The following is a 23,881-nucleotide window of genomic DNA, read 5'->3' as shown; positions in this document are numbered from 1 at the left end:
AGCCGCCTGGACCCACTGTGAGCAAAGAACCCGACCGCCTATTCGCCCAGCCCCTGGAACAGGTGCCCGACTTCGTCTTCAACGAGGACGTGGTGCGCGTGTTCCCGGACATGATCAAGCGCTCGGTGCCCGGTTATCCGACCATCGTCGAGAACCTCGGCGTGCTCGCCGCACGCTTCGCTCAGCCGCACACCGCCCTGTACGACCTTGGCGCTTCGCTGGGCGCGGTCACCCAGGCCCTGCGCCGCCACGTGCGCAGCGACGGCTGCCGGGTGATCGCGGTGGACAATTCCGCCGCCATGGTCGAGCGCTGCCGCCAATACCTCACCGCCCAGGACTCGATGTTCCAGGAGCTGCTGCCGGTGCAGGTGCTCGAAGCCGATATCCTCACGCTGCCTTTCGAGCCAGCCTCGGTGGTGGCCATGAACTTCACCTTGCAGTTCATCGCCCCCGACCAACGCCTGGAACTGCTCGGCCGCATCCGCCAGGCCCTGCTGCCGGGCGGTGCATTGATTCTGTCGGAGAAACTGCGCTTTGCAGACGACCCCACGCAGGATCTACTCAACGACCTGCACCTGGATTTCAAGCGTGCCAATGGCTACAGCGACCTGGAAATCGCCCAGAAGCGCAGCGCCATCGAGCACGTGATGAAGCCTGACACCTTGCAGACCCACGAAGCACGCCTGCTGGCCGCCGGTTTTTCCAAGGTCGTGCCGTGGTTCCAATGCCTCAACTTTGCCTCGCTGATAGCCCTGCCATGATCGATCTGTCCCCCCTCGTTCGCCGTCTGGCGGGCACGCCCCTTGCCACCTGGTCCCAAGGCCTGCAAGCGCAACTGGAAAGCAAGCTGGAGAAAGGCCACGGTGACCTCGAGCGCTGGCGCGGCGCGCTGGCGGCGTTGCCCAAGCTTGTGCCAAGCCAGATCGACCTGGTCGACGGCCTGCGCCTGGACTGCGACTGCGACGACGCCACCCGTGCGCAGATGCGCCAGGCGTTGATGGGGCTGTCGCCTTGGCGCAAAGGGCCATTCGACCTGTTCGGCGTGCACGTGGACACCGAATGGCGTTCGGACTGGAAATGGTCGCGCGTAGGCCCGCACCTGAACCTCCAGGGCAAGCGCGTGCTCGATGTGGGCTGCGGCAACGGTTATTACCAGTGGCGCATGCTCGGCGCTGGTGCCGACATGGTCATCGGCGTCGACCCCAACTGGCTGTTCTTCTGCCAGTTCCAAGCGGTGCAGCAGTACCTGCCACAGCTCCCCGCCTGGCACCTGCCGTTCGCCCTCGAAGAACTGCCGGCCAACCTGGAAGGCTTCGACACGGTGTTCTCGATGGGGGTGTTCTACCACCGTCGTTCACCCATCGAGCACCTGCTGGCGCTGAAGGACTGCCTGGTCAAGGGCGGCGAGCTGGTGCTCGAAACCTTGGTGATCGAAGGCGACGAAAATCAGGTACTGGTGCCGGAAGATCGCTACGCGCAGATGCGCAACGTCTGGTTCCTGCCCTCGGTCCCGGCGCTGGAGCGCTGGCTGCGCCGCGCAGGCTTTAGCGACGTACGCTGCGTCGACGTCAGCGTCACCAGCGTCGAGGAGCAGCGCAGCACCGAATGGATGCGCTACCAGTCGCTGGGTGATTTCCTCGACCCGAACGACCACAGCAAGACCGTCGAAGGCCTGCCGGCGCCACGCCGCGCCACGCTGCTGGCGCGCAAGTAACCCGACCTAAAGCCCTTCGTGGGTTCTGCGCAGAACCCAGGCTGTGCAAGGCGGGTTTACCCGCGAAGGGCCGCACAGCGGCCCCGCTCGCTTGCACCTCAGTCCTTGGCCACCTCGCGGGCCCTTTGCTCGGCCTTGCGTTCACGCTCAGCCAGCGCTTGCTGCTTGTCGTCGCCATGCAGGCGGGCCTGATCCTCGCGGAATGCCTGCCAGAACTGCTTCGACCTTTGCGCTCCATCTTCGGCGAAAACGCTGGTGCTGCCCAGGGCGAGGGTCGCCAGCAGCAGGTATTTGCTCAGGTTCATCATGCTTGCCTCAAGGTAACCGTTTAGACAGGGCCATCCTGACAGCACGCAGCTAACACCAAGGTGATCCGGGGATTACAGTCTTGCAAGGGGCCGCAGCTATCGGCCACATGACCTGCGCATTACAAATCGGTTATCCCCGCCACCACGCCGCTCGCATCCCGTAACATCCTCACGGCTTGACCCTGATGTCACTACAGGGTCGAGAATCGCCCCCCTTTCTCCTGCCGAGCCTGACCATGCGCCTGTTGATCATCGAAGACGAACCCCGTACCGCCGACTACCTGCAACAAGGCCTGCGCGAGAACGGCTACGTGGTCGATTGCGCACATACCGGCACCGATGGCCTGCACCTGGCCCGCCAGCAGCCTTACGATCTGGTGATCCTCGACGTGAACCTGCCCGAACTGGACGGCTGGAGCGTGCTACAACGCCTGCGCGCAGAGTCCGCCACTCGCATCATGATGCTCACGGCCCACGGCCGCCTGGCCGATCGGGTCAAAGGACTGGACCTGGGCGCCGACGACTATCTGCTCAAGCCCTTCGAGTTTCCCGAGCTGCTGGCGCGCATCCGCAGCCTGCTGCGGCGCAACGACCAACGCTTGCAGCCAAGCACGCTGAAAGTCGCCGACCTTGAGCTGGACCCCGGTCGCCATCGGGCTTGGCGTGGCGGCCAGCGCATCGACCTGACAGCCAAGGAGTTCGCCCTGCTGCACCTGCTGATGCGCCAAAGTGGCGAAGTGCTTTCGCGTACCCAGATCATTTCATTGGTCTGGGACATGAACTTCGACTGCGACACCAACGTGGTGGAAGTGTCGATCCGCCGCCTGCGCGCGAAGATCGACGACCCGTTCGAGGACAAGCTGATCCATACCTTGCGCGGCGTCGGCTACGTGCTCGAGGCGCGCCAGTGAAAGCAACCAGCCTCTCGCTGCGCCTGGGCCTGAGCGTGACCCTGATGGGGGCAGCGCTGGTGCTGCTGCTGGCATGCCTGGCGGTTTTTGCCTTGGACCACGAACTGGACAGCCGGGCGCGCAAGGACCTCACGCGCAAGATGCTACAGGTGGAGCACAACCTGCGCGTGGACCTGCGCAGTGCCGATCTGGCGACCCGCGCCCACCCCTTGCTCGATCTGGTGATGGGCCATGACAACCTGAGCCTCAGCGTGCTGGCAGTCAACGGTCGCCACCCCGCCCTACTGAGCCTGGGCCCGCCATTGCAATCGCAAACGCTGCAAACGCTGCCCGTCGAGGCCCAACTGAGCTTCCATGAATGGCAGGACGCTGCAGGTAACCAGATGCTCAGCGCCAGCCGCCTGATGCGCCTGCGTGACGACACCCCAGTCAAGGTGCTGATGTCACTCAACCGCAGCGACGACAACGATCTGCTCGAAGCCTACTTGCACTCGACGTTGCTGGCACTGCCGTTGCTGTTGCTGCTGATCGGCATCGCGGCCTGGAAACTGGTACAACGAGGCTTGCGCCCGCTGCGCCACTTTCGCCGTATCGCAGGCCAGGTGTCGGCGCAGAACCTGGAGCACCGCCTACCCGACGCAGGGCTGCCCAGCGAGCTGGCGGATTTGGCCCGGGCCATCAACATCATGCTCGACCGACTCGACCAGGGCGTCAGCCAGCTATCGCAGTTCTCCGACGATCTGGCCCACGAACTGCGCACCCCCATCGGCAACCTGATGGGCAAGGCCCAGGTCACCCTCGCCCGCGAACGCGATGGCGAACGCTACCGTGAGGCGCTGGAAGATAGCGTCGAGGAACTGACCCGGCTCAATCGCATGATCAACGACATGCTGTTCCTCGCCCAGGTCAGCCAGCCGCAGACCCAGGTGACCCTGGCGCCCTTGGCACTGGCCGATGAAGTGTCGCGGGTGAGCGAACTGTTCGCCTTCAGCGCCGAACTCAAGGGGATCAGCTTGCACCTGCAAGGCTGGGGTACTGCGCTGGCCGACCGATTGATGTTCCAGCGGGCACTGTCGAACCTGTTGAGCAATGCCATTCGACATGGCCAGGCACACCAGCCAATCACCGTGGGCATTGAGCGAAGAGAAAACGACATCGCCGTATGGGTGCAGAACACCGGGCCGGGTATCGCCGAGGAACACCTAGCGCACCTGTTCGAGCGTTTCTACCGGGCGGGCTCCGGGCGCTCGCGGCTCGAGGGGGGAACCGGGCTGGGGCTGGCGATCGTCAAGTCGATCATGCAGTTGCACGGCGGCAGGGTCGAGGTAAGCAGTTGCCCCAGCGGCCCGACCCGATTCACCTTGCTGTTCAAGTCGCAGTAACGCGATGGCAGGGCCCTCACGGGCCCCAAAATCGACCGTTCAGCGCGAAGCGTCGAGGATCAGTGCCTTCATCTCGGCCACCGCCGCCTTGAAACCAACGAATAGGGCGTGAGCCACCAGCGCATGGCCGATGTTCAACTCGTTGATGCCCTTGATGGCCGCGACCGCCTCGACGTTGTGGTAGTGCAGGCCGTGACCGGCATTGACGATCAGGCCCTGACCGACGCCAAAGGCCACGCCATCCTTGATGCGCTGTAACTCTTGCGCCACCTCGCTGGGTGTTTCGGCATCGGCGTAACGACCGGTGTGCAGCTCGATGGCCGGCGCACCGACAAGCCGCGAAGCCTCGATTTGCCGCTCGTCGGCATCGATGAACAGCGACACTTCAGCGCCCGTGCGCGACAGGCGCTCCACTGCGGCCTTGATACGCGCTTGCTGGCCGGCCACATCCAGGCCACCTTCGGTGGTCAGCTCCTGGCGGGTCTCCGGGACCAGGCAGATGTGCGCCGGGCGGATCTTCTCGGCAAAGACCATCATCTCTTCGGTGACACCCATCTCGAAGTTCATGCGGGTCTGCAACACGTCCTTGAGCAGCAAGACGTCACGCTCCTGGATATGCCGACGGTCTTCGCGCAGGTGCACGGTGATGCCATCGGCACCCGCTTCCTCGGCGTCCAGCGCAGCCTTGACCGGGTCAGGGTAACGGGTACCCCGGGCCTGGCGCAGGGTCGCCACGTGGTCGATGTTGACGCCAAGAAGCATGCGGTTGCTGTGAGTCACGAAAGGGCTCTCCTGAAGATTGAGGCCCACAGCATACGTCGTGCTCAGCGCTTGCGAAACAGTTCCCGACTGACCAGCGGCTTTGGCCCCAGATGAACCGCCAGGGCCTGGCGCATCAGGCGTTTGGCTGCCAGCAGGGCGCCGGGAGCGTCCCAGTCCGCGTCAGCCAGGGCCAGCAGTTCGGTGCCCCTGAACAGCCCAGGCTGGAACAGCTCGACGCGTTCGAGCCCGGCGTCCACCTGTAGACGATAAAGGCCCTCGGCAACCACCGGTGCGGCGTTGACGTCGTGGTTCAGGGCAAAGGCGTAGCCCAGCTCATCAAGCAGGCGCCATTCGAAAGAGCGCAGCAGCGGCTCCAGTGCACGGCCTGCGGCCAGGGCCTGCAAGGTCAGGGCGTAATGCTCGAACAGCGCCGGATGCGGCGCTTCGGCTGGCAGCAGGCGCATCAGCAGTTCGTTGAGGTACAAGCCACTGAACAGCGCATCGCCATGCAGCCAGGCGGCGATACCGCTGGTGTCCAGGCGCCCGACGTTCTTCAATTCGCCGCGCCCACGCAGCTCTACCTCCAATGGCACGAATGGTCGCACCAGGCTGCCCCCCTTGCCCCGTGCCCGGCGCAGCACTGCACGCACACGGCCCTGAGGGGTGAGAAAGTCCACCAGGGCACTGGTTTCCTTATAGGCGCGACTATGCAGCACGTAGGCCGGTTGGGGGGTGGGTTGGTCCATGGGGTGTCACTCAGACCGAGAGCGTCGCTGACCCTGTAGGAGCGGCCTTGTGTCGCGCAAGGGCTGCAAAGCAGCCCCAGCAATCTGCGCAGCGACGCTGAAATTTTGGGGCCGCTACGCGGCCCTTTCGCGACACAAGGCCGCTCCTACAAAGGCCAGACAGCTGCGGCCAGAAGCTTACAGGTCGCCGTAACCCAGCGAGCGCAGGGCGCGCTCGTCGTCGGACCAGCCGCCTTTGACCTTGACCCACAGGTTAAGCATCACCTTGGCGTCGAACAGCACTTCCATGTCCTTGCGCGCCTCGGAACCAATGCGCTTGATGCGCTCGCCCTTGTCACCAATGATGATTTTCTTCTGGCCGTCGCGCTCTACGAGGATCAGTGCATGGATGTGCAGCACATGGCCCTGTTGCTTGAACTCTTCGATTTCCACGGTGATCTGGTACGGCAGCTCCGCACCCAGCTGGCGCATGATCTTTTCGCGCACCAGTTCGGCAGCGAGGAAGCGGCTGCTGCGGTCGGTGATCTGGTCTTCCGGGAAGAAGTGGTCGTTTTCCGGCAGGTGCTTGGCAATCTGCGCTTCCAGCGCGTCAAGGTTGTGCCCCTGCTGCGCGGAAATCGGCATCACCTCGGCATTCGGCAGTTGCTCCTGCAACCACTGAAGGTGCGGGATCAACTCGGCTTTTTCTTCCATGCGGTCGGTCTTGTTGACCGCGATGATCAACGGGCCGGTGACGTACTGAACGCGCTCGAGCACCAGTTGGTCCTCATCAGTCCAGCGCGTGCGGTCGACCACGAAGATCACCACATCCACGTCCTTCAAAGCCGCCGAGGCGTTACGGTTCATGTAGCGGTTCAGGGCCTTGTCGTTGGCCTTGTGCATGCCGGGGGTGTCGACGTAGATCGCCTGCACCTCACCCTCGGTCTTGATGCCGAGCATGTTGTGGCGAGTGGTCTGCGGCTTGCGCGAGGTGATCGCCAGCTTCTGCCCGAGGATGTGGTTGAGCAGCGTGGACTTGCCCACGTTAGGGCGACCCACGATGGCGACATAGCCGCAGCGGGTCGAAGTGTTCTCAGTCATTGCCATTCTCCACGCCCAGGGCGATCAATGCGGCGGCGGCAGCGACCTGTTCGGCGATACGCCGGCTCACGCCCTGGCCACGGCTTTTTTTATTCAGCAGGACCACTTCGCACTCGACGAAGAACGTCCGGCAGTGCGGTTCACCCTGGATATCCACCACCTCATAGCGCGGTAGTTCGCAGGCTCGCGACTGCAGGAACTCCTGCAAGCGGGTCTTCGGGTCCTTGTTGGTGTCCACCAGCGTCAGGCCGTCGAACTCGTCGGTCAGCCAGGCGAGGATGCGCTCGCGGGCGGTCTGCATGTCGGCGTCCTGGTAGATCGCGCCGATCAGTGCCTCAAGCGCGTCGGCGAGGATCGACTCGCGGCGAAAACCGCCACTCTTGAGTTCGCCCGAGCCCAGGCGCAGGTACTCACCCAGGTCGAAGCCACGGGCCAACCGGGCCAGTGTCTCACCCTTGACCAACCGCGCACGCAGACGCGACAACTGGCCTTCGCGAGCTTGCGGGAAACGCTCGAACAGCGCTTCGCCAGCAACGAAGTTGAGGATGGCATCGCCGAGGAACTCCAGGCGTTCGTTATTGCGCCCGGCATAGCTGCGATGGGTCAGGGCCAACAACATCAGGTCCTGATTCTTGAAGGTGTAGCCGAGCTTGCGCTCCAGGCGGGCAAGAGAGGCGCTCATCGGACCTCCCCTGTGGTGTTAAACGCGTTGTTCAAATCAACATCCTGAAAGACGGTTTGGCTGTGGTCTTCGCCGGAAACGGCGAAATCTCTCGCTCCCTGAGAACACAGCCTATGTCAGAAATGCAATCGGCGCTGTCCGCAGACAGCGCCGTCGATGCTCAGTGGATCAGGCCGACCCGCGACAGGTTCGGGAAATGGCTCAGTTTCGGTTCTGGCCAGCTCATCCATACCGCGAACGCCTTGCCGACGATATTGCGGTCTGGAACCATGCCGTGCAGCGCTTTGGGTATGTTCGGGTCATCCCAGTAGCGGCTGTCGTTGGAGTTGTCGCGGTTGTCACCCATCATGAAGTAGTGGCCAGCCGGTACACTCCATTGCTGGTCCGGCGGCATACGATAGCGCGCCATTTCCTTGCGGATCAGGTGCTCGGCTTCACCCAGTTTTTCTTTGTAAAGCTCAGCGCTGCCCAGGGTGCCAGGCTCGGTCCCGACAAGCTGTTCAGCGACCAATTGGCCATTGACATACAGCCGCTTGTCGTTGGTGTAGCGGATCTCGTCACCCGGCAGGCCGACTACACGCTTGATGTAGTTGACGTTCGGATCACTCGGGTAACGGAACACCATCACATCCCCGCGCTGTGGATCACCGACCTCGATGACCTTCTTGTCGATCACCGGCAGGCGGATACCGTAGGAGAACTTGTTCACCAGGATGAAGTCGCCCACTTCCAGGGTCGGTTTCATCGACCCCGAAGGGATCTGGAACGGTTCGACCAGGAACGAGCGCAGCACCAGCACGATGAACAGTACCGGGAAGAAAGACTTGCCGTATTCGACCAGCAACGGCTCCTTGTTCAGGCGCTCCACCACGGCCACTTCGGGCTGGGTGACGCTGTTCTGGTAGGTGGCGATCGCCGCCCGCCTGCGCGGGGCCAGGAACAGCAGGTCGATCAGGCCCAACAGGCCACACACGGCTACGGCGATGACGAGCAACAGCGGGAAATTTAGCGACATAGGACCTAGCTATCCAACCTGAGCACGGCGAGGAAGGCTTCCTGTGGAATTTCCACGTTACCGACCTGTTTCATGCGTTTCTTACCGGCCTTCTGCTTCTCCAGCAGTTTCTTCTTACGGCTGACGTCACCGCCGTAGCACTTGGCCAGTACGTTCTTTCTGAGCGCCTTGACAGTTGTCCGTGCGATGATCTGGCCGCCGATGGCTGCCTGGATCGCCACGTCGAACATCTGGCGAGGGATCAGTTCCTTCATCTTCTCGGTCAATGCACGGCCTTTGTAGGCTGCGTTGTCACGGTGCACGATCAGTGCCAAGGCGTCGACCTTGTCACCGTTGATCAGCACGTCCAGCTTGACCAGGTTGGCCGACTGGTAGCGGTCGAAATGATAGTCCAGCGAAGCGTAGCCGCGGCTAGTGGACTTAAGGCGGTCGAAGAAGTCCAGCACCACCTCGTTCATCGGCATGTCATAGCGCACCTGCACCTGGCTGCCGAGGAACTGCATGTCGCGCTGCACGCCACGCTTCTCGATGCACAGGGTAATCACGTTACCCAGGTGCTCCTGAGGCACCAGGATGGTGGCAGTGACGATCGGCTCCCGGAAGTCGGCCACGGCCGAGACGTCCGGCAGCTTGGACGGGTTGTCGACGACGATGGTCTCGCCGGTCTTGAGTTCCAGCTCGTAGATCACGCTCGGGGCGGTGGTGATCAGGTCCAGGTCGTACTCGCGCTCCAGGCGCTCCTGGATGATCTCCATGTGCAGCATGCCGAGGAAGCCGCAACGGAAGCCGAAGCCCAGTGCGTCGGAGCTTTCCGGCATGTACTGCAGCGACGAGTCGTTCAGCGTCAGCTTTTGCAGTGCGTCGCGGAAGTCCTCGAAGTCGTCGGAGCTGACCGGGAACAGGCCGGCGTAGACCTGCGGCTGGATCTTCTTGAAGCCCGGCAGCACTTCGACTTCAGGGGTGTTGGACAGCGTCAGGGTATCACCCACCGGCGCGCCATGAATGTCCTTGATGCTGGCGATGATGAAGCCAACTTCACCGGCTTTAAGGTCGGCGGTCTGGGTGTGTTTCGGGGTGAACACACCGACGCTGTCGACCAGGTGCACCTTGCCGGTGGACTTGACCAGGATCTTGTCGCCTTTCTTGACGCGACCGTGGCGCACGCGTACCAAGGACACAACGCCCAGGTAGTTGTCGAACCAGGAGTCGATGATCAGCGCCTGCAAGGGGGCGTCGATGTTGCCTTCCGGTGCAGGGATGGTCTGGACGAGGCGCTCGAGCACCTCGTCCACACCCATGCCGCTCTTGGCACTGCATGCCACGGCGTCGGTGGCGTCGATGCCGATGATCTTCTCGATCTCGTCCTTGACGCGGTCCGGGTCGGCCTGGGGCAGGTCCATCTTGTTCAGCACGGGCATGACTTCCAGGCCCTGCTCGATGGCGGTGTAGCAGTTGGCGACCGACTGGGCCTCGACACCTTGGCCAGCGTCGACCACCAACAGCGCGCCTTCACAGGCCGCCAGCGAACGCGAGACTTCATAGGTGAAGTCGACGTGGCCTGGAGTGTCGATGAAGTTCAACTGGTAGACCTTGCCGTCCTGCGCCTTGTAATTGAGCGTGACGCTGTGGGCCTTGATGGTGATCCCGCGCTCACGCTCCAGGTCCATGGAGTCGAGGACCTGGGCCTCCATTTCGCGTGCCGACAGGCCACCGCACATCTGGATGAAACGGTCGGCCAGCGTCGACTTGCCATGGTCGATGTGGGCGATGATGGAGAAATTGCGGATATGACTCAAATCACTCACAGGTCAACACTCGAAAAGGCTGCGAGCCGAACGCCCGCCGAAAAATAGCCGGGAATTGTACCTCAAGCCGCAGTGATATGGGAGATTCCTCTATCGGCCTGTACACCCCCTCCTGGGCCAGCCCATGTGCCCCATGCTGGGGCAAAAAGGCGGCAACGTGCGCCCAGCGGGCCTGCGCGCATGAAAAAGGGCAGCCAATGCGTAATGCGAGTGAGTTCAGCCAATGGGGCCGCTGCGCGCCCCTTTCCGGCCGGTCCGGCGCCCCGGCTAGGCCGCTCCTACACGACTGTGCAAGCCGACACACTTCCCAGGCTTACGCGGACATTGTAGGAGCGGCCTAGTGCAGCGAAAGGGCCGCAAAGCGGCCCCAACTACTGCAAAGACTTAACTGACTGGCTTAATTTTCCTACCCCGATACCGGCTTATTCAGCCAGCTTGAAGGTAATGAAGCTCGCACGCCCCTGACGCAGCACACGCATGGACACCGAACGGTTCTTCGGCAACTCCTTGGCAATCTCGGTGAACTCCTTGGCCGAGCCGATCGCCTGGTTGTTCAGGTGACTGATCACATCGCCCGGACGCAGGCCGATGAGCGCTGCCGGACCATCCTGAACTTCCTTGATGACCACGCCACCCTTGAGCTCCAGGGATTTTTTCTGCTCGGCGGTCAAGTCGGACACCGCAACCCCCAGGCGATTGCTGCTGCGCTCGGTGCTGCCTTCGGCACTGGCGGCAATCTCGGCATCGTCGTCCGGCAGTGCGCCTACGGTCACATCGAGGTTCTGACGCTTACCGTTACGAATGATTTCCAGCTTGGCTTTCTCACCGTCTTTCAGGCTACCGACCAGGTGCGGCAGGTCAGCCGACATGACGATCGGCTGGCCGTTCATGCTCAGGATAACGTCACCCACCTGCAGCCCCCCCTTGGCGGCAGGACCGCTCTCCAGCACCTGGGCAACCAGCGCACCGGCCGGCTTATCCAAGCCGAAGGATTCAGCCAGGTCCTTGTTGACCTCCTGAATCACCACGCCCAGCCAGCCACGGCTGACCTTGCCGTCTTTCTTGAGCTGATTGGAGACATCGATGGCGACGTCGATCGGAATGGCGAACGACAGACCCATGAAGCCACCGGAGCGGGTGAAGATCTGCGAGTTGATCCCCACCACTTCGCCCTTCATGTTGAACAGCGGGCCGCCAGAGTTACCTGGGTTGATCGCCACGTCGGTCTGAATGAATGGCACATAGGTGTCGTTAGGCAGGGTACGTCCCTTGGCGCTGACGATACCCTTGGTCACCGAATGGTCGAAGCCAAACGGCGAACCGATGGCCAGCACCCACTCACCCACCTTGAGCTTCTCGGAATCGCCCAATTTGACGGTCGGCAGGTTCTTGCCGTCGACCTTGAGCAGGGCTACGTCGGTGCGTGGATCGGTGCCCACCAGCTTGGCTTGCAGCTCGCTGCGGTCGGACAGGCGGACGATGATCTCGTCGGCGTCGGCGACCACGTGGTTGTTGGTCAGCACGTAACCATCGCTGGAGATGATGAAACCTGAGCCCAGCGACTGCGCTTCACGCTGGCGGTCGCCACGGGGCGTGCGCGGCTGCTGCGGCATGTTGCGCTCGAAGAACTCGCGGAACATCGGCGGCAAGCCTTCGAGGTCGGGCATCTGCCCAGCCGCGACGCGGCGATCCGGCAGTTTCTGCTTGGTGCTGATGTTGACTACCGCAGGCGAGGCCTGCTCGACCAGCGTGGTGAAGTCCGGCAGCGATTCTTCGGCCTGGGCGGTGAGCACCTGACCGAGCATCAGCACGGCGGCGAACATCGATAGGTAGGATTTCAAGCGTGGTATTGACATACGGCTCCCGTCACAACGAGCGTAGTTAGCAGTTAGACCCCTGCACACACAGCAAAGGCCAGACTCCGAGAAGCCTGACCTATAGAAAATTTGCCGCTGGATTGCAAATGACAATGCTTTAATTTCATGTCAGCTCTGTGTAACAGAAGCTGTCAGAAGGCGCGCCGTCATTGACGCGCCTGCGCATCTTGCGCGCGCATCGACAACGCCACGCGCTCGGCAGTACCCAGTGGAATCTCCCCCACCACGGTTACCATCATCTTGCCCTTGGGGGTAGTGAGATGGCGCGAAACCGCCACGGTCGGCCCCAATTGCGCGCGCGTGTCAGCACCCGCACCGTCGGCGACCGGCTCAAGGAACACCGAGAAGCGCGCTAGGCCATCGTCGTACATCAGGCTGCTAACCGTGCTCTTGCGCGCCGGATCACGACGCACACTGCTGTTGATCAGTTCGAAACCAGGGGGCAGCCAGTCCGATCGCCATCCCGCGACAGCTTGAGCGGTCGTAGTGGGCACCGCTTCGACAGGCTTGCAGGCAGCACTGCCGGTCAGGTCGGCATCGCTGAGCGCATCCTCGGTGTCCAGGCGCGTCATCTGGAAACGCTCAAGCAACTGCCCCTTGTCGTTGATCATCAACGAGCGCAGCGGCAGGCCGGTCTGGCGATCGAGGTGCATTTCGAACGCGTAGCGATGCTGGTCGCGCGGGGTGAGCGTGACGATCACCGCATCGCGCCCGGCGACGCGGGATTTACCCGCGACACTCAGGTCGTACCAACTCATCAGCTTCAGGGGATCGAGCACACGCGCAGCCGAATCGGGAGGAATACCCACGCCGCTGGCCAGTGCACCGCTCACGCATTGCACCTTACCATCGACGCGTACGATCTCCTGCGCCGAGCCGTCGAGCTGCAATAGCCGCTCGCTGACCTTGCCATTCTGGACGCGGTGCCAGATATCGTGGCTGGAGAAGCTGCCATTGCGCTCATAGACGAACGAACCCTGGTAGCTCTGCGTCTGTTCTGCCCGCGCCAGCTTGTTCAACCATTCGCTGGCCTCGGGCGAGGAATTGGCCGCCAGGGCCTGCACCGTCAGACTGCTGCCGAGCAGCAGCGACAGGAGAGGGAGCGCGCGCATGATCCTCCTTAATTAGCGATTTTCCAGGCTAGCGGCGCGTGCGTAAGGCAGAGCGGTCTCGGTGCCCTTGAGCGCAGACTCCTGGGCATGCTGACGCAGGTAGCCTGGCAGACGCTGATCCCAGCCGGCTTGGTTCTGCAACACACCGTTAGCCATCGGGCCGGTCGGTTGTTCGCTGCTTTCACTGTAACCTGCCAGCACGGCCGGTCCTTGCGCCTGTGGCATGCTCAGACCTTGCTGGGCAGGCTGCTGCGCGGCCAGTTCGGCGCCGCTGATCTCATCTTGGTTGTAGAAACGTACGCCTGCCAGTACGGCAACCGTGACCGAGGCTGCAACGGCCAGACGGCCGAGGCTGCGCCATGGGCCCTGCTTGACCTTGGCCGGCACGGCCTCATCGGCCAACGCTGCGCTAACCGCCGAGGCGATATCCAGCTTAGGCAGCAGCAATTCCTTGTGCATCGCCGCACGCGCTACCTGGTAACGCGACCAGGTGGCACGGGTTTCGGCATCGTCGGCGGCATTCAGCACGCGACGCAGTTCCAGTTCGTCCGCTTCGTTATCCATTACCGCGGACAGCGATTCCTGCAAAGCTTCACGACTCATGGCGGTTCCTCTCTTGGCTGTCGCCGCTGTCTCAGGTGTCCTGCAACAGGGGTTGCAGGGCTTTGTCTATGGCCTCCCGAGCGCGGAAGATTCGAGAGCGCACGGTACCCACTGGACATTGCATGACGCTGGCAATGTCTTCGTAACTCAGACCATCGAACTCGCGCAGCGTCAGGGCCGTACGCAAATCTTCCGGCAGTTGCTGGATGGTGCGATGGACAGTGCCTTCGATTTCATCCCGCAACAACGAGCGCTCTGGGGACTCGAGATCCTTGAGACCATGATCGCCGTCGTAAAACTCCGCATCCTCGGAGCTAACATCACTGTCTGGCGGCCGTCTTCCACGGGACACCAGATAGTTCTTCGCCGTGTTGATGGCGATGCGGTACAACCACGTATAGAACGCGCTGTCACCACGGAAATTCCCCAGCGCCCGGTAGGCCTTGATGAAGGCCTCCTGCGCCACGTCTTGCGCTTCATGGGTGTCGTGTACGAAACGCACGATCAACCCGAGAATCTTGTGCTGGTACTTCAGCACCAACAGATCGAACGCTCGCCTGTCGCCACGCTGCACGCGCTCGACAAGCTGCTGATCCTCTTCCTGGGTTAGCATGAACACTCCTCAATGAGCTCGAAGGAGCGTTGCAGCAGCCATCGCTCAGGCTTGCAACCATAGACTCGGGCTTTACGCAAAAGTTCTCCCCTCCAAGCAAGTTTCCTGCGGCCCTTGGTCGGCTCACACGAAAGTCGCAGAACGGTCAGCGCCGACTGCGTCGATAATCTGGTTTCATTACACAGGTGCCAGCCCAAGATAGAGCTGCCGCCCTGCGTCGCCGCGGCAAACTGTGGCGTGCGGGCAGCCTTCTTAGGATTTCCAGGGCTGTAGGAAAGTTCCCAAAAAGATCGCCCGAGCCTCGCAGGTGCCATTGGAAATCAGGCACCCAGGGCTGCTATAAAGGCATCCCGGCAAGGCTTCACGATAGTTTCACAATGCCATCTGCGCGCGACTATTGTGCCGTGCCCCCTTCGAAGATTACTAGTGTCCCGACATGAGCCAACAATTCCAACATGATGTCCTGGTGATCGGCAGTGGTGCCGCCGGTCTCAGCCTGGCACTGAACCTCCCGGATCACCTGCGTATTGCCGTACTGAGCAAGGGTGACCTGGCCAATGGCTCGACCTTCTGGGCACAGGGCGGCGTAGCCGCGGTGCTGGACGACACCGATACGGTGCAGTCGCATGTCGAGGACACCCTCAACGCAGGCGGCGGCCTGTGCCATGAAGACGCGGTTCGCTTCACCGTCGAGAACAGCCGCCAGGCCATCGAATGGTTGATCGAACAAGGCGTGCCGTTCACCCGCGACGAACACGCCAGTGTCGACGACGGCGGTTTCGAATTTCACTTAACCCGTGAAGGCGGCCACAGCCATCGGCGCATCATCCATGCCGCCGACGCGACCGGGGCAGCCATTTTCACCACGTTGCTCGAGCAAGCTCGTCGGCGCCCGAACATCGAGCTGCTGGAGCAGCGCGTGGCAGTCGACCTGATCACCGAGCGCCGCCTCGGCCTGCCGGGCGAACGCTGCCTGGGGGCCTACGTGCTCAACCGCAACAGTGGCGAAGTGGACACCTTCGGCGCGCGCTTCACCGTACTGGCCACCGGCGGCGCAGCCAAGGTCTACCTGTATACCAGCAACCCAGACGGCGCCTGTGGCGACGGCATCGCCATGGCCTGGCGTGCAGGCTGCCGGGTAGCGAACCTTGAGTTCAATCAGTTCCACCCCACCTGCCTGTACCACCCGCAAGCCAAAAGCTTCCTGATCACCGAAGCCTTGCGTGGCGAAGGCGCCCTGCTGCGCCTGCCGAATGGCGAGCGCTTCATGCCGCGCTTTGACCCCCGTGAAGAACTGGCCCCACGCGACATCGTCGCCCGCGCCATCGACCACGAGATGAAGCGCCTGGGTGTGGATTGCGTGTACCTGGACATCACCCACAAGCCGGCCGACTTCATCAAGAGCCACTTCCCCACCGTCTACGAGCGCTGCCTGACCTTTGGCATCGATATCACCCGTCAACCCATCCCGGTAGTACCTGCGGCGCATTACACCTGTGGCGGCGTGATGGTGGACGATCGCGGCCACACCGACGTGCCGGGGCTCTACGCGATTGGCGAGACCAGTTTTACCGGCCTGCATGGCGCCAATCGCATGGCCAGCAACTCATTGCTCGAATGCTTCGTGTATGGCCGCGCCGCCGCGACGGACATCCAGGCGCACCTGGAAGCGGTCGGCATGCCACGCGCCCTGCCCTGCTGGGACGCAAGCCAAGTCACCGATTCTGACGAGGATGTGATCATCGCCCACAACTGGGACGAGCTGCGGCGATTCATGTGGGACTACGTGGGCATCGTGCGCACCAGCAAGCGCTTGCAACGCGCCGAGCACCGGGTACGCATGCTGCTTGCCGAGATCGACGAGTTCTACAGCAACTACAAGGTCAGCCGCGACCTGATCGAACTGCGCAACCTGGCCCAGGTGGCCGAGCTGATGATCCGCTCGGCGATGCAGCGCAAGGAAAGCCGTGGACTGCATTACACCCTGGATTATCCAGGCATGCTGCCAAAGGCGGTGGATACGGTTCTCAGCCCGACCTGAATCAGGCGCCGCATGCCCAGCGGCGCCGACCGAACTTGAGCCTGACCCGTAAACGGCGGTGCTGCTCAAGGTCCAGTGCATCCTGCGCGATGCACTGGGATTCAGTCCACCAGCGCCCTTCACGGGCGAAACGCAGCACCACGCAGCGTGGCACCGCAACACTGTCGCGGCGCAAGCGCACCGACTGCCACCCCTGCGAACGGCTGAACACCCACCAGCCAAGCGCGTCGCGGCGTAGCCCCGTGATGGCGTGCGGGTGACTCAACAGGATACGACGGGGAATGGCCCAGCCCGCGTGGGCAACGCAGGCGCCCAGTACAGCCAGGCATACCCACCCAGGCAGAGCACTCAGCCACAATGCCGCCAGCGCCAGAGCCTGGCATGCGAGGTAGAGCACCAACAGCCGGCGCGAGCCGTGCCAGTGGCACTCGAAACCATCACTTGGGCTGAACACGGTCCAGAATGATCCGCACCATACGCTGAAGCTCGGGGTCTTCGGACTCGGTGCGCTCCATGAACCAGCCAAACATGTCCTGATCCTCGCAGCTCAACAGGCGCACATACAGCTCGCGGTCGGTCTCGCTCAGGGTGGGGTAGACCTCCTGGGTGAAAGGCACCAGCAGCACGTCCAGTTCCAGCATGCCACGACGGCTGTGCCAGAAAAGCCGATTGAGTTCAGTTTGTTCGACCATGGGGCCCTCCTCGAATGGTCGCGCAGTATACCGCGACGCAGACGAAGCGACACCGGGCGTTGGTCTAGTCACCTACCTATTTTGTTACCGCCGTTCTATGATGACCGCCAGTCTTTAAGCCACCGCGATGACCCATGGCCGATTCCGCTTTCTTCTGTACGCTCGCCCACGAGGGCGTCCTCGCCGTCCGCGGCTCCGATGCCGGCAAATTCCTGCAAGGCCAGCTGACCTGCAACATCAACTACCTCAGCGACGCGTATGCCAGCTTGGGCGCACGCTGCATGGTCAAGGGGCGCATGCAGTCCAGCTTCCGCATCGTGCCTGAGGGCAACGGCTACCTCCTGGCGATGGCCAGCGAGCTGCTCGAAGCGCAACTGGCCGACCTCAAGAAGTACGCCGTGTTCTCCAAAGCCACCCTCACCGACGAGAGCGCCGCCTGGGTACGCTTCGGCCTGCAACACGGCGATAGCGCGTTGCAGGCACTGGGCCTGGCCCTGCCGGACAGCCCGGGGGCGACGGTTCGCCATGAACGCCTGTTCGCCATCCGCGCCAGCGCCCAGCGCGCCGAGCTGTGGGTGGCCGCCGAACAGGCCACGCAGGTGCGTGAACAGCTCGCCGCCACACTGCCCGAAGGCACGCTCAACGACTGGCTGCTCGGCCAGGTGCGCGCAGGCATTGGCCAGGTAATGGGCCCGACCCGCGAGCTGTTCATCCCGCAAATGATCAACCTGCAAGCAGTCGATGGCGTGAGCTTCAAGAAAGGCTGCTACACCGGGCAGGAAATCGTCGCGCGTATGCAGTACCTGGGCAAGCTCAAGCGTCGCCAGTACCGCCTGGCCCTAGAGCAGACCGAGCTGCCGGCACCGGGCGCCGAGATCTTCTCGCCTACTCACGGTTCATCGGTCGGCGAGGTGGTGATCGCCGCGTCCACCGGTCATGGCATCGAGCTGCTGGCGGTGCTCAGCGCCGAGGCGGTGGCCGACGACAACCTGCACCTGGGCGACCTTCAAGGCCCACGCCTGACACTGCTCGACCTGCCTTACGAACTGGACCGCGACCGGGAAATCCAGCGCTGACCAGCCCGCCCCGCCTGCCTGCGGGGCCGCACCACCTTTGCGGTAGAGAAGTCCCATGAACAAGCTGGCCGAGATGGTCCAAGCACAATTGCTGGCAGCCATCGACAACGACGACCTGGTCCTGCCGACCCTACCAGAGGTCGCCCTGAGCATCCGCGAGGCGGCCGAGGACAGCGAGATCAGTGTCTCGGCCCTGAGCAAAGTGATCGGCCGCGACGCCGCCTTGTCGGCGCGCCTGATCAAGGTGGTCAACAGCCCGCTGCTGCGCGCCGCCGTCGAGGTCACCGACCTGCATACCGCCATCACACGGCTGGGCATCAACTACAGCAGCAACCTGGCCATCGGTCTGGTGATCGAGCAGATCTTCCACGCACGAGCGCCGGCAGTCGAAACGAAGTTACGCGATATATGGACCAATAGCCTTGAAGTTGCAGGCATCAGCTACGAAGTATGCCGACGCCACACCACACTCAAACCCGACCAGGCGGCCTTGGGCGGGCTGGTTCACCAGATCGGCGCCCTGCCGGTACTGATCTACGCCGAGGAGCACAACGAGCTGCTCTCGGACCCGGTCTGCCTGCATTATGTGATCGAGCAGATCCAGCCGGCGCTGGGTGACAAGATCCTCAGCGCCTGGGAGTTCCCCGAGCAACTGGTGAACCTGCCCAGCCAGGTCCAGGACCTCGATCGGCGCACCGACCAGATCGACTACATCGACGTGGTCCAGATCGCCCGCTGCATCAGCCAGCGCGGGCGCAGCCGTCCGCTCGCCGCCCTGCCCGCCTACCGACACCTTGGGCTGCCCTTCGGCACCGAGCTGGAGATGGACGAGTTGCTGGACGCGCGCAGCATGTTGCGCTGAAAGCGCTGTCCGACCTGGGCGCCGCGCACTACAACGCAGGCACGCCGCTCAATCGGCGATGAAACTCACCCGTACCTTCAACCCGCCTCGCTCACCATCGTGCAGGCTGATCTGCGCCAGATGCGCCCGGCAGATCTCCCCGACAATCGCCAGGCCCAAGCCGCTGCCTTGGGCACTGCGCCGGTAGAAGCGCTCGAACACCCGCTCGCGCTCGCCCTCAGGGATACCAGGGCCATCATCTTCGACCTCCAGCACCGCTGGCGCCAACACGCGCAGGATCACATCGCCTCCGGCAGGGGTGTGAGCCAAGGCGTTGTCCACCAGGTTGCTCAGCAGTTCGTTGAGCAGGGTCGGCTCGCCCTTGAGCCATACAGGTGCCTGCGCCTCCAGCGCCAAGGCCACGCCACGGGCATGGGCCAACGGCGCCATGGCCATCCCCAGCTCGCGCGCCAGTTGGCTCAGATCAAGACGCTGGGCGCCGCCTTCGGCGATGGCCCGAGCGCCGTTCTCGACCCGCGCCAGCGACAGCAACTGATTAGCCAGGTGGGTGAGCCGATCGGTCCCTTGTACCGCGGACGCCAAGGTCTGACGCCACTCCTCGGGCGCCTTGGAACGTAACCCAAGCTCCACCCGCGCCTTGAGCGCCGCCAACGGCGTACGCAGCTCGTGGGCGGCATCGGCGATGAACTGCGCTTGACGCTCGAACTGGCCTCGCAGGCGCTCGGTAAAGTGATTGAGCGCACGCACCAACGGCCCCAGCTCGCGTTGCACCTGCACCACCGGCAAGGCACGCAGGTCGTCAGGCTGGCGCTCCTCAACGGCACTGCGCAGGCGCTCCAACGGCCGCAGGGCGGCGCTCACGGCGAACCACACCAGCCCCAGCGCACCCAGCGCCAGCATGCCCAGACGCAGCAGGGTATCGGCCATCAGGCTGCGGGCCATGCGCACCCGCGCCTCTTCGGTTTCGGCGACGCGGATCTCGGCCATGCCGTTCATGTTCGGCTCGCTGACCGCCTTGAGCAAGCTCACCACCCGCACGTCCTGACCCAGATAGGTGGCATTGTAGAAACGCGCCAAGGCCGGATAGTCGTCAGTGCGCGGTGTGCCCGGCGGTGGCGGTGGCAGGCGCTCGTAACCGGAGATCAGTTTCTGGTTGATGTCCAGCACCTGGTAGTAGATACGCCCGGCGCTGTCGTAGGCGAAGGTATCCAGGGCCACGTACGGCACGTCGGCACTGAGGGTGCCGTCACGTTGCGAAAGGCCGGCGGCGATGGTCCGCGCCGAGGCCAGCAGGGTGCGGTCGTAGGCGGTATCGGCCGCTTCGCGGCCGTTCCAGTAGGCGCTCAAGCCGCTGGCCAGCATCAGCACCACCAGCAACAGCGCCAGGTTGCCCAGCAAACGACCGCGCAGGCTTCCGTTGTCACGCATCGCGGTGCTCGAGCAGGTAACCCAGGCCGCGGAACGTGACGATGGCCACCGGCTGGCCATCGAGCTTCTTGCGCAGGCGATGGATGTAAATCTCGATGGCGTCAGGGCTGGCCTCTTCGTCCAGGCCAAATACCTGGGCGGCCAATTGCTCCTTGCTCATCACCCGCCCCGGTCGGGCGATCAAAGCTTCGAGCACACTCTGCTCGCGCTGGGTCAAGGTCAGGGGGTCGTTTTCCAGGCTAAAGCGCCGGGTATCCAGGTCGTAGACCAACGGGCCGCAGCGCTGCTGGCGCTCGCCACCGAGCACGCTGCGCCGCAGCAGGGCCTTGACCCGCGCTTCGAACTCGGCCAATTCGAACGGTTTGGCCAGGTAGTCGTCGGCGCCAAGGTTGAGCCCGTGGACCCGATCCTTGACATCGCTGCGCGCGGTCAGCATCAGCACCGGCAAGGTCTTGCCACGCCCACGCAGACGCGCCAGCACCTCGAAGCCGTCCATGCGTGGCAGGCCGACATCCAGTACAGCCACGGCGTAATCCTCGCTGGCCAGGGCCAGGTCGGCGGCCACGCCATCGTGCAGGACGTCCACGGTCAGGCCTTGGCTCTTGAGGGCCTGGGCCACGCTTTCGGCCAGTTGCAGGTGGTCTTCGACCAGCAGCACACGCATCGGATTCTCCCTGCTCGGGTGGGTCGGTGGCGCGGAGTTTACCGCTGTCCAGGGGCCTGTGAAGCCCCTTGTAACAAACCTTTCACGCTGAAAGGTTAGCGAAAGGTTCGTTACCTAGCATCGCACCACGGTCGCCCTACGCGCCGAAAAAAGCACCAGCAAGGTGCAACGAATAAGAACAATAAACGGAGTCATCCCGATGCTGTCATCGCAGCCTAAGGCGTTCGCGCCTAGCCGTTCCCTGTCCGCACGTCCATCGGCGATTGCCAGCGCCCTTGCGCTTGCAGGCGTAGCCCCGCTGAGCCAGGCCGCCTTCTTCGAAGACAGCACGGCCACCTTCGAAACCCGCAACATGTACTTCAATCGCGACTTCCGCGATGGCACCAGCGCGCAACAATCCAAACGCGACGAATGGGCCCAGGGGTTCATGCTCAACTTCGAGTCCGGCTACACCGAAGGCCCTGTAGGCTTTGGCCTGGACGCACTGGGCATGCTGGGGGTCAAGCTCGACTCCAGCCCTGACCGTACCAACTCCGGCCTGCTGCCGACCCACGACGATGGCCGCGCCGCCGACGAATACTCTAAGCTTGGCCTGACCGGCAAGGTGAAGATTTCCAAGACCGAACTGAAGATCGGCACCCTGATCCCGGAACTGCCGACCCTGCAGCCCAACGACGGGCGCATCCTGCCGCAGACCTTCGAGGGCGGCCTGCTCACCTCCCAGGAGATCAAGGGCCTGACCTTCACCGGTGGGCGCCTGGACCACGCCAAGGACCGCAACGACACCAACTGGGAAGCACTGGCCCTCAACAACAAGAACGGTCGCTTTGGCGGCACCTTCAGCTCCGACCACCTGAACTTGGCGGGCCTGGACTACAAGTTCACCGACCGTATCACCGGCAGCTACCACTTCGCCCAGCTCGACGACATCTACCGCCAGCACTTTATCGGCATGGTCGCCACCCAGCCTTGGGGACCGGGCACCTTCGGCGCCGACCTGCGCCTGGCGGTCAGTGACGAGGCAGGCTCGGCCAAGGCCGGGCGCATCGACAACACGACCTTCAGCAGCATGTTCAGCTATGGCCTGGGCGGGCATAAGCTCAGCGCCGGCTGGCAGCAGCTGTCCGGCGACAGCGCCTTCCCCTACGTCGACGGTGCCGACCCCTACTTGGTCAACTTCGTCCAGATCAACGACTTCGCAGATGCCGACGAGCGCTCCTGGCAGGCGCGCTACGACTACAACTTCGCAGCCCTGGGCATCCCCGGCCTGACCTTCATGACCCGCTACATCAATGGCGACAACGTCAGCCGCGCCGCCGCTGGCGAAGGCAAGGAATGGGAACGCAACACCGAGCTGAAGTACGTGGTACAAACCGGCCCGTTGAAGAACGTCGCCGTGCGCCTGCGCAACGCCACCTTCCGCTCCAACTTCGCCCGCGATGCCGACGAAGTGCGGCTGCTGGTGAGCTACAGCGTGGCCCTGTGGTAACCCATAACAACAATGCTCACGGAGATAGACGATGACCTTTTCACTGCGCCACCTCGCCCTCGTCACTGGCTGCCTGCTGCTGGCCGGCAACGCCCTGGCCGCCGAGCCCAAACGTCCTGAATGCATCGCCCCGGCCTCGCCCGGTGGTGGTTTCGACCTGACCTGCAAGCTGGTGCAAAGCGCCCTGGTGCAGGAGAAGATCCTCAGCAAACCGATGCGCGTCACCTACATGCCCGGTGGCGTGGGTGCGGTGGCCTACAACGCGGTCGTCGCCCAGCGTCCGGCAGATGCCGGCACCTTGATCGCCTGGTCCAGCGGCTCGCTGCTCAACCTGGCGCAAGGCAAATTCGGCCGTTTCGACGAGAACGCCGTGAAATGGCTGGCCGCCGTGGGCACCAGCTACGGCGCCATCGCGGTGAAGAGCGACTCGCCCTACAAGACCCTCGACGATCTGGTCGCGGCCTTGAAGAAAGACCCAAGCAAGGTGGTGATCGGCTCCGGCGGCACCGTCGGTAGCCAGGACTGGATGCAGACCGCCCTGATCGCCAAGGCCGCTGGCATCAATCCACGCGACCTGCGCTACGTGGCCCTGGAAGGCGGCGGCGAGATCGCCACCGCACTGCTCGGCGGACACATCCAGGTCGGCTCCACGGATATTTCCGACTCCATGCCGCATATCCAGAGCGGCAACATGCGCATCCTCGCGGTGTTCTCCGAAAAGCGCCTGGACGAGCCAGAAATGAAAGACATCCCGACCGCCAAGGAACAAGGCTACGACATCGTCTGGCCGGTGGTACGTGGTTTCTACCTAGGGCCAAAAGTCAGCGACGAGGACTACGCCTGGTGGAAGCAGTCGTTCGACAAGATGCTCGCATCGGAAGACTTCGCCAAGCTGCGTGACCAGCGCGAGCTGTTCCCGTTCGCCATGACCGGCGAGGAGTTGGATGGCTACGTGAAGAAGCAGGTGGCGGACTACAAGACCCTGGCCAAGGAATTCGGGTTGATTCAGTAATCGAGCC

At 63.1% G+C, this 23,881-nt stretch carries 24 protein-coding genes; 9 read left to right on the top strand and 15 right to left on the bottom strand.

Annotated features, from left to right (window positions below; all coding sequences use genetic code 11):
- Positions 1 to 17 precede the first annotated feature (17 nt).
- Together cmoA and cmoB are read left to right on the top strand one after the other, a co-directional pair.
- Entirely contained in the window at positions 18 to 761 is a 744-nt protein-coding gene (gene cmoA, locus ACNFIC_RS17520; protein WP_416781516.1) for a carboxy-S-adenosyl-L-methionine synthase CmoA, read from the top strand.
- Entirely contained in the window at positions 758 to 1,714 is a 957-nt protein-coding gene (gene cmoB, locus ACNFIC_RS17515; RefSeq protein WP_416781515.1) for a tRNA 5-methoxyuridine(34)/uridine 5-oxyacetic acid(34) synthase CmoB, read from the top strand. Before cmoA ends, cmoB begins: the two co-directional genes overlap by 4 nt.
- 98 nt (positions 1,715 to 1,812) lie before the next feature.
- Here the strand turns inward: cmoB and ACNFIC_RS17510 are convergent, their stop codons facing one another.
- On the bottom strand, positions 1,813 to 2,019 hold the full coding sequence (locus ACNFIC_RS17510) for a hypothetical protein (RefSeq protein WP_138221177.1): 207 nt from the start codon (positions 2,017 to 2,019) through the stop codon (positions 1,813 to 1,815).
- A gap of 239 nt (positions 2,020 to 2,258) precedes the next feature.
- On the opposite strand from ACNFIC_RS17510, the gene ACNFIC_RS17505 reads away from it, so the two are divergent.
- Together ACNFIC_RS17505 and ACNFIC_RS17500 are read left to right on the top strand one after the other, a co-directional pair.
- Positions 2,259 to 2,933, top strand: a complete 675-nt coding sequence (locus tag ACNFIC_RS17505) for a heavy metal response regulator transcription factor (RefSeq protein ID WP_138221092.1) — start codon at positions 2,259 to 2,261, stop codon at positions 2,931 to 2,933.
- A complete protein-coding gene (locus ACNFIC_RS17500) occupies positions 2,930 to 4,315 on the top strand; it encodes a heavy metal sensor histidine kinase (protein ID WP_138221091.1) in 1,386 nt (461 codons plus the stop codon). Before ACNFIC_RS17505 ends, ACNFIC_RS17500 begins: the two co-directional genes overlap by 4 nt.
- A 39-nt stretch (positions 4,316 to 4,354) precedes the next feature.
- On the opposite strand, the gene pdxJ is transcribed toward ACNFIC_RS17500, so the two are convergent.
- The 10 genes from pdxJ to rpoE form a co-directional block, all read right to left on the bottom strand.
- A complete protein-coding gene (gene pdxJ, locus ACNFIC_RS17495) occupies positions 4,355 to 5,077 on the bottom strand; it encodes a pyridoxine 5'-phosphate synthase (protein ID WP_416781540.1) in 723 nt (240 codons plus the stop codon).
- Positions 5,078 to 5,139: 62 nt separating this feature from the next.
- Complete coding sequence (gene recO / locus ACNFIC_RS17490) at positions 5,140 to 5,823, bottom strand: DNA repair protein RecO (RefSeq protein WP_138221089.1); 684 nt, start codon at positions 5,821 to 5,823, stop codon at positions 5,140 to 5,142.
- A 177-nt stretch (positions 5,824 to 6,000) separates the two neighbouring features.
- Complete coding sequence (era, locus tag ACNFIC_RS17485; RefSeq protein ID WP_138221088.1) at positions 6,001 to 6,903, bottom strand: GTPase Era; 903 nt, start codon at positions 6,901 to 6,903, stop codon at positions 6,001 to 6,003.
- A complete protein-coding gene (gene rnc, locus ACNFIC_RS17480; RefSeq protein ID WP_138221087.1) occupies positions 6,896 to 7,585 on the bottom strand; it encodes a ribonuclease III in 690 nt (229 codons plus the stop codon). The genes era and rnc overlap by 8 nt, the downstream gene beginning before the upstream one ends.
- A 160-nt stretch (positions 7,586 to 7,745) precedes the next feature.
- Complete coding sequence (gene lepB / locus ACNFIC_RS17475) at positions 7,746 to 8,600, bottom strand: signal peptidase I (RefSeq protein WP_138221086.1); 855 nt, start codon at positions 8,598 to 8,600, stop codon at positions 7,746 to 7,748.
- A gap of 5 nt (positions 8,601 to 8,605) precedes the next feature.
- The gene (gene lepA / locus ACNFIC_RS17470) at positions 8,606 to 10,405 is read right to left on the bottom strand and encodes a translation elongation factor 4 (protein WP_138221085.1); all 1,800 of its coding nucleotides are present in this window, start codon (positions 10,403 to 10,405) and stop codon (positions 8,606 to 8,608) included.
- Positions 10,406 to 10,827: 422 nt separating this feature from the next.
- Positions 10,828 to 12,228 carry a DegQ family serine endoprotease gene (locus ACNFIC_RS17465; protein ID WP_416781539.1) on the bottom strand — a complete coding sequence of 467 codons (1,401 nt, stop codon included), beginning with the start codon at positions 12,226 to 12,228 and terminating at the stop codon, positions 10,828 to 10,830.
- Positions 12,229 to 12,428: 200 nt separating this feature from the next.
- A complete protein-coding gene (locus ACNFIC_RS17460; protein WP_416781514.1) occupies positions 12,429 to 13,394 on the bottom strand; it encodes a MucB/RseB C-terminal domain-containing protein in 966 nt (321 codons plus the stop codon).
- 12 nt (positions 13,395 to 13,406) lie between these two features.
- Positions 13,407 to 13,997 carry a sigma-E factor negative regulatory protein gene (locus ACNFIC_RS17455; protein ID WP_138220036.1) on the bottom strand — a complete coding sequence of 197 codons (591 nt, stop codon included), beginning with the start codon at positions 13,995 to 13,997 and terminating at the stop codon, positions 13,407 to 13,409.
- Positions 13,998 to 14,028: 31 nt separating this feature from the next.
- A complete protein-coding gene (gene rpoE, locus ACNFIC_RS17450; protein ID WP_008094990.1) occupies positions 14,029 to 14,610 on the bottom strand; it encodes an RNA polymerase sigma factor RpoE in 582 nt (193 codons plus the stop codon).
- 436 nt (positions 14,611 to 15,046) lie between these two features.
- Between rpoE and nadB the strand changes: the two genes are divergently transcribed.
- Positions 15,047 to 16,651, top strand: a complete 1,605-nt coding sequence (gene nadB, locus ACNFIC_RS17445; protein ID WP_416781513.1) for an L-aspartate oxidase — start codon at positions 15,047 to 15,049, stop codon at positions 16,649 to 16,651.
- 1 nt (position 16,652) lies between these two features.
- Here the strand turns inward: nadB and ACNFIC_RS17440 are convergent, their stop codons facing one another.
- Together ACNFIC_RS17440 and ACNFIC_RS17435 are read right to left on the bottom strand one after the other, a co-directional pair.
- On the bottom strand, positions 16,653 to 17,105 hold the full coding sequence (locus ACNFIC_RS17440) for a protein YgfX (protein ID WP_416781512.1): 453 nt from the start codon (positions 17,103 to 17,105) through the stop codon (positions 16,653 to 16,655).
- Complete coding sequence (locus tag ACNFIC_RS17435) at positions 17,089 to 17,343, bottom strand: succinate dehydrogenase assembly factor 2 (RefSeq protein ID WP_138220033.1); 255 nt, start codon at positions 17,341 to 17,343, stop codon at positions 17,089 to 17,091. Before ACNFIC_RS17435 ends, ACNFIC_RS17440 begins: the two co-directional genes overlap by 17 nt.
- A 134-nt stretch (positions 17,344 to 17,477) precedes the next feature.
- Between ACNFIC_RS17435 and ACNFIC_RS17430 the strand changes: the two genes are divergently transcribed.
- Positions 17,478 to 18,419, top strand: a complete 942-nt coding sequence (locus tag ACNFIC_RS17430; protein WP_416781511.1) for a YgfZ/GcvT domain-containing protein — start codon at positions 17,478 to 17,480, stop codon at positions 18,417 to 18,419.
- Between the two features lie 55 nt (positions 18,420 to 18,474).
- On the top strand, positions 18,475 to 19,281 hold the full coding sequence (locus ACNFIC_RS17425; protein ID WP_138220031.1) for an HDOD domain-containing protein: 807 nt from the start codon (positions 18,475 to 18,477) through the stop codon (positions 19,279 to 19,281).
- Between the two features lie 48 nt (positions 19,282 to 19,329).
- On the opposite strand, the gene ACNFIC_RS17420 is transcribed toward ACNFIC_RS17425, so the two are convergent.
- Together ACNFIC_RS17420 and ACNFIC_RS17415 are read right to left on the bottom strand one after the other, a co-directional pair.
- A complete protein-coding gene (locus ACNFIC_RS17420) occupies positions 19,330 to 20,709 on the bottom strand; it encodes a sensor histidine kinase (protein ID WP_416781510.1) in 1,380 nt (459 codons plus the stop codon).
- Positions 20,702 to 21,373 carry a response regulator gene (locus ACNFIC_RS17415; protein WP_138220029.1) on the bottom strand — a complete coding sequence of 224 codons (672 nt, stop codon included), beginning with the start codon at positions 21,371 to 21,373 and terminating at the stop codon, positions 20,702 to 20,704. The genes ACNFIC_RS17420 and ACNFIC_RS17415 overlap by 8 nt, the downstream gene beginning before the upstream one ends.
- Positions 21,374 to 21,572: 199 nt before the next feature.
- Here ACNFIC_RS17415 and ACNFIC_RS17410 point away from each other — a divergent pair, with 199 nt between their 5' ends.
- Together ACNFIC_RS17410 and ACNFIC_RS17405 are read left to right on the top strand one after the other, a co-directional pair.
- Positions 21,573 to 22,862 (top strand): OprD family porin, encoded by a 1,290-nt coding sequence (locus ACNFIC_RS17410; protein ID WP_416781509.1) that lies wholly within the window; start codon positions 21,573 to 21,575, stop codon positions 22,860 to 22,862.
- A 31-nt stretch (positions 22,863 to 22,893) separates the two neighbouring features.
- Entirely contained in the window at positions 22,894 to 23,874 is a 981-nt protein-coding gene (locus ACNFIC_RS17405) for a Bug family tripartite tricarboxylate transporter substrate binding protein (RefSeq protein WP_416781508.1), read from the top strand.
- Positions 23,875 to 23,881: the final 7 nt, after the last annotated feature.

This window comes from Pseudomonas sp. NY15463 (assembly GCF_048068415.1).
Classification (GTDB): Bacteria; Pseudomonadota; Gammaproteobacteria; order Pseudomonadales; family Pseudomonadaceae; genus Aquipseudomonas; species Aquipseudomonas mosselii_C.
This window is presented reverse-complemented; position numbering and strand designations above follow the sequence as displayed.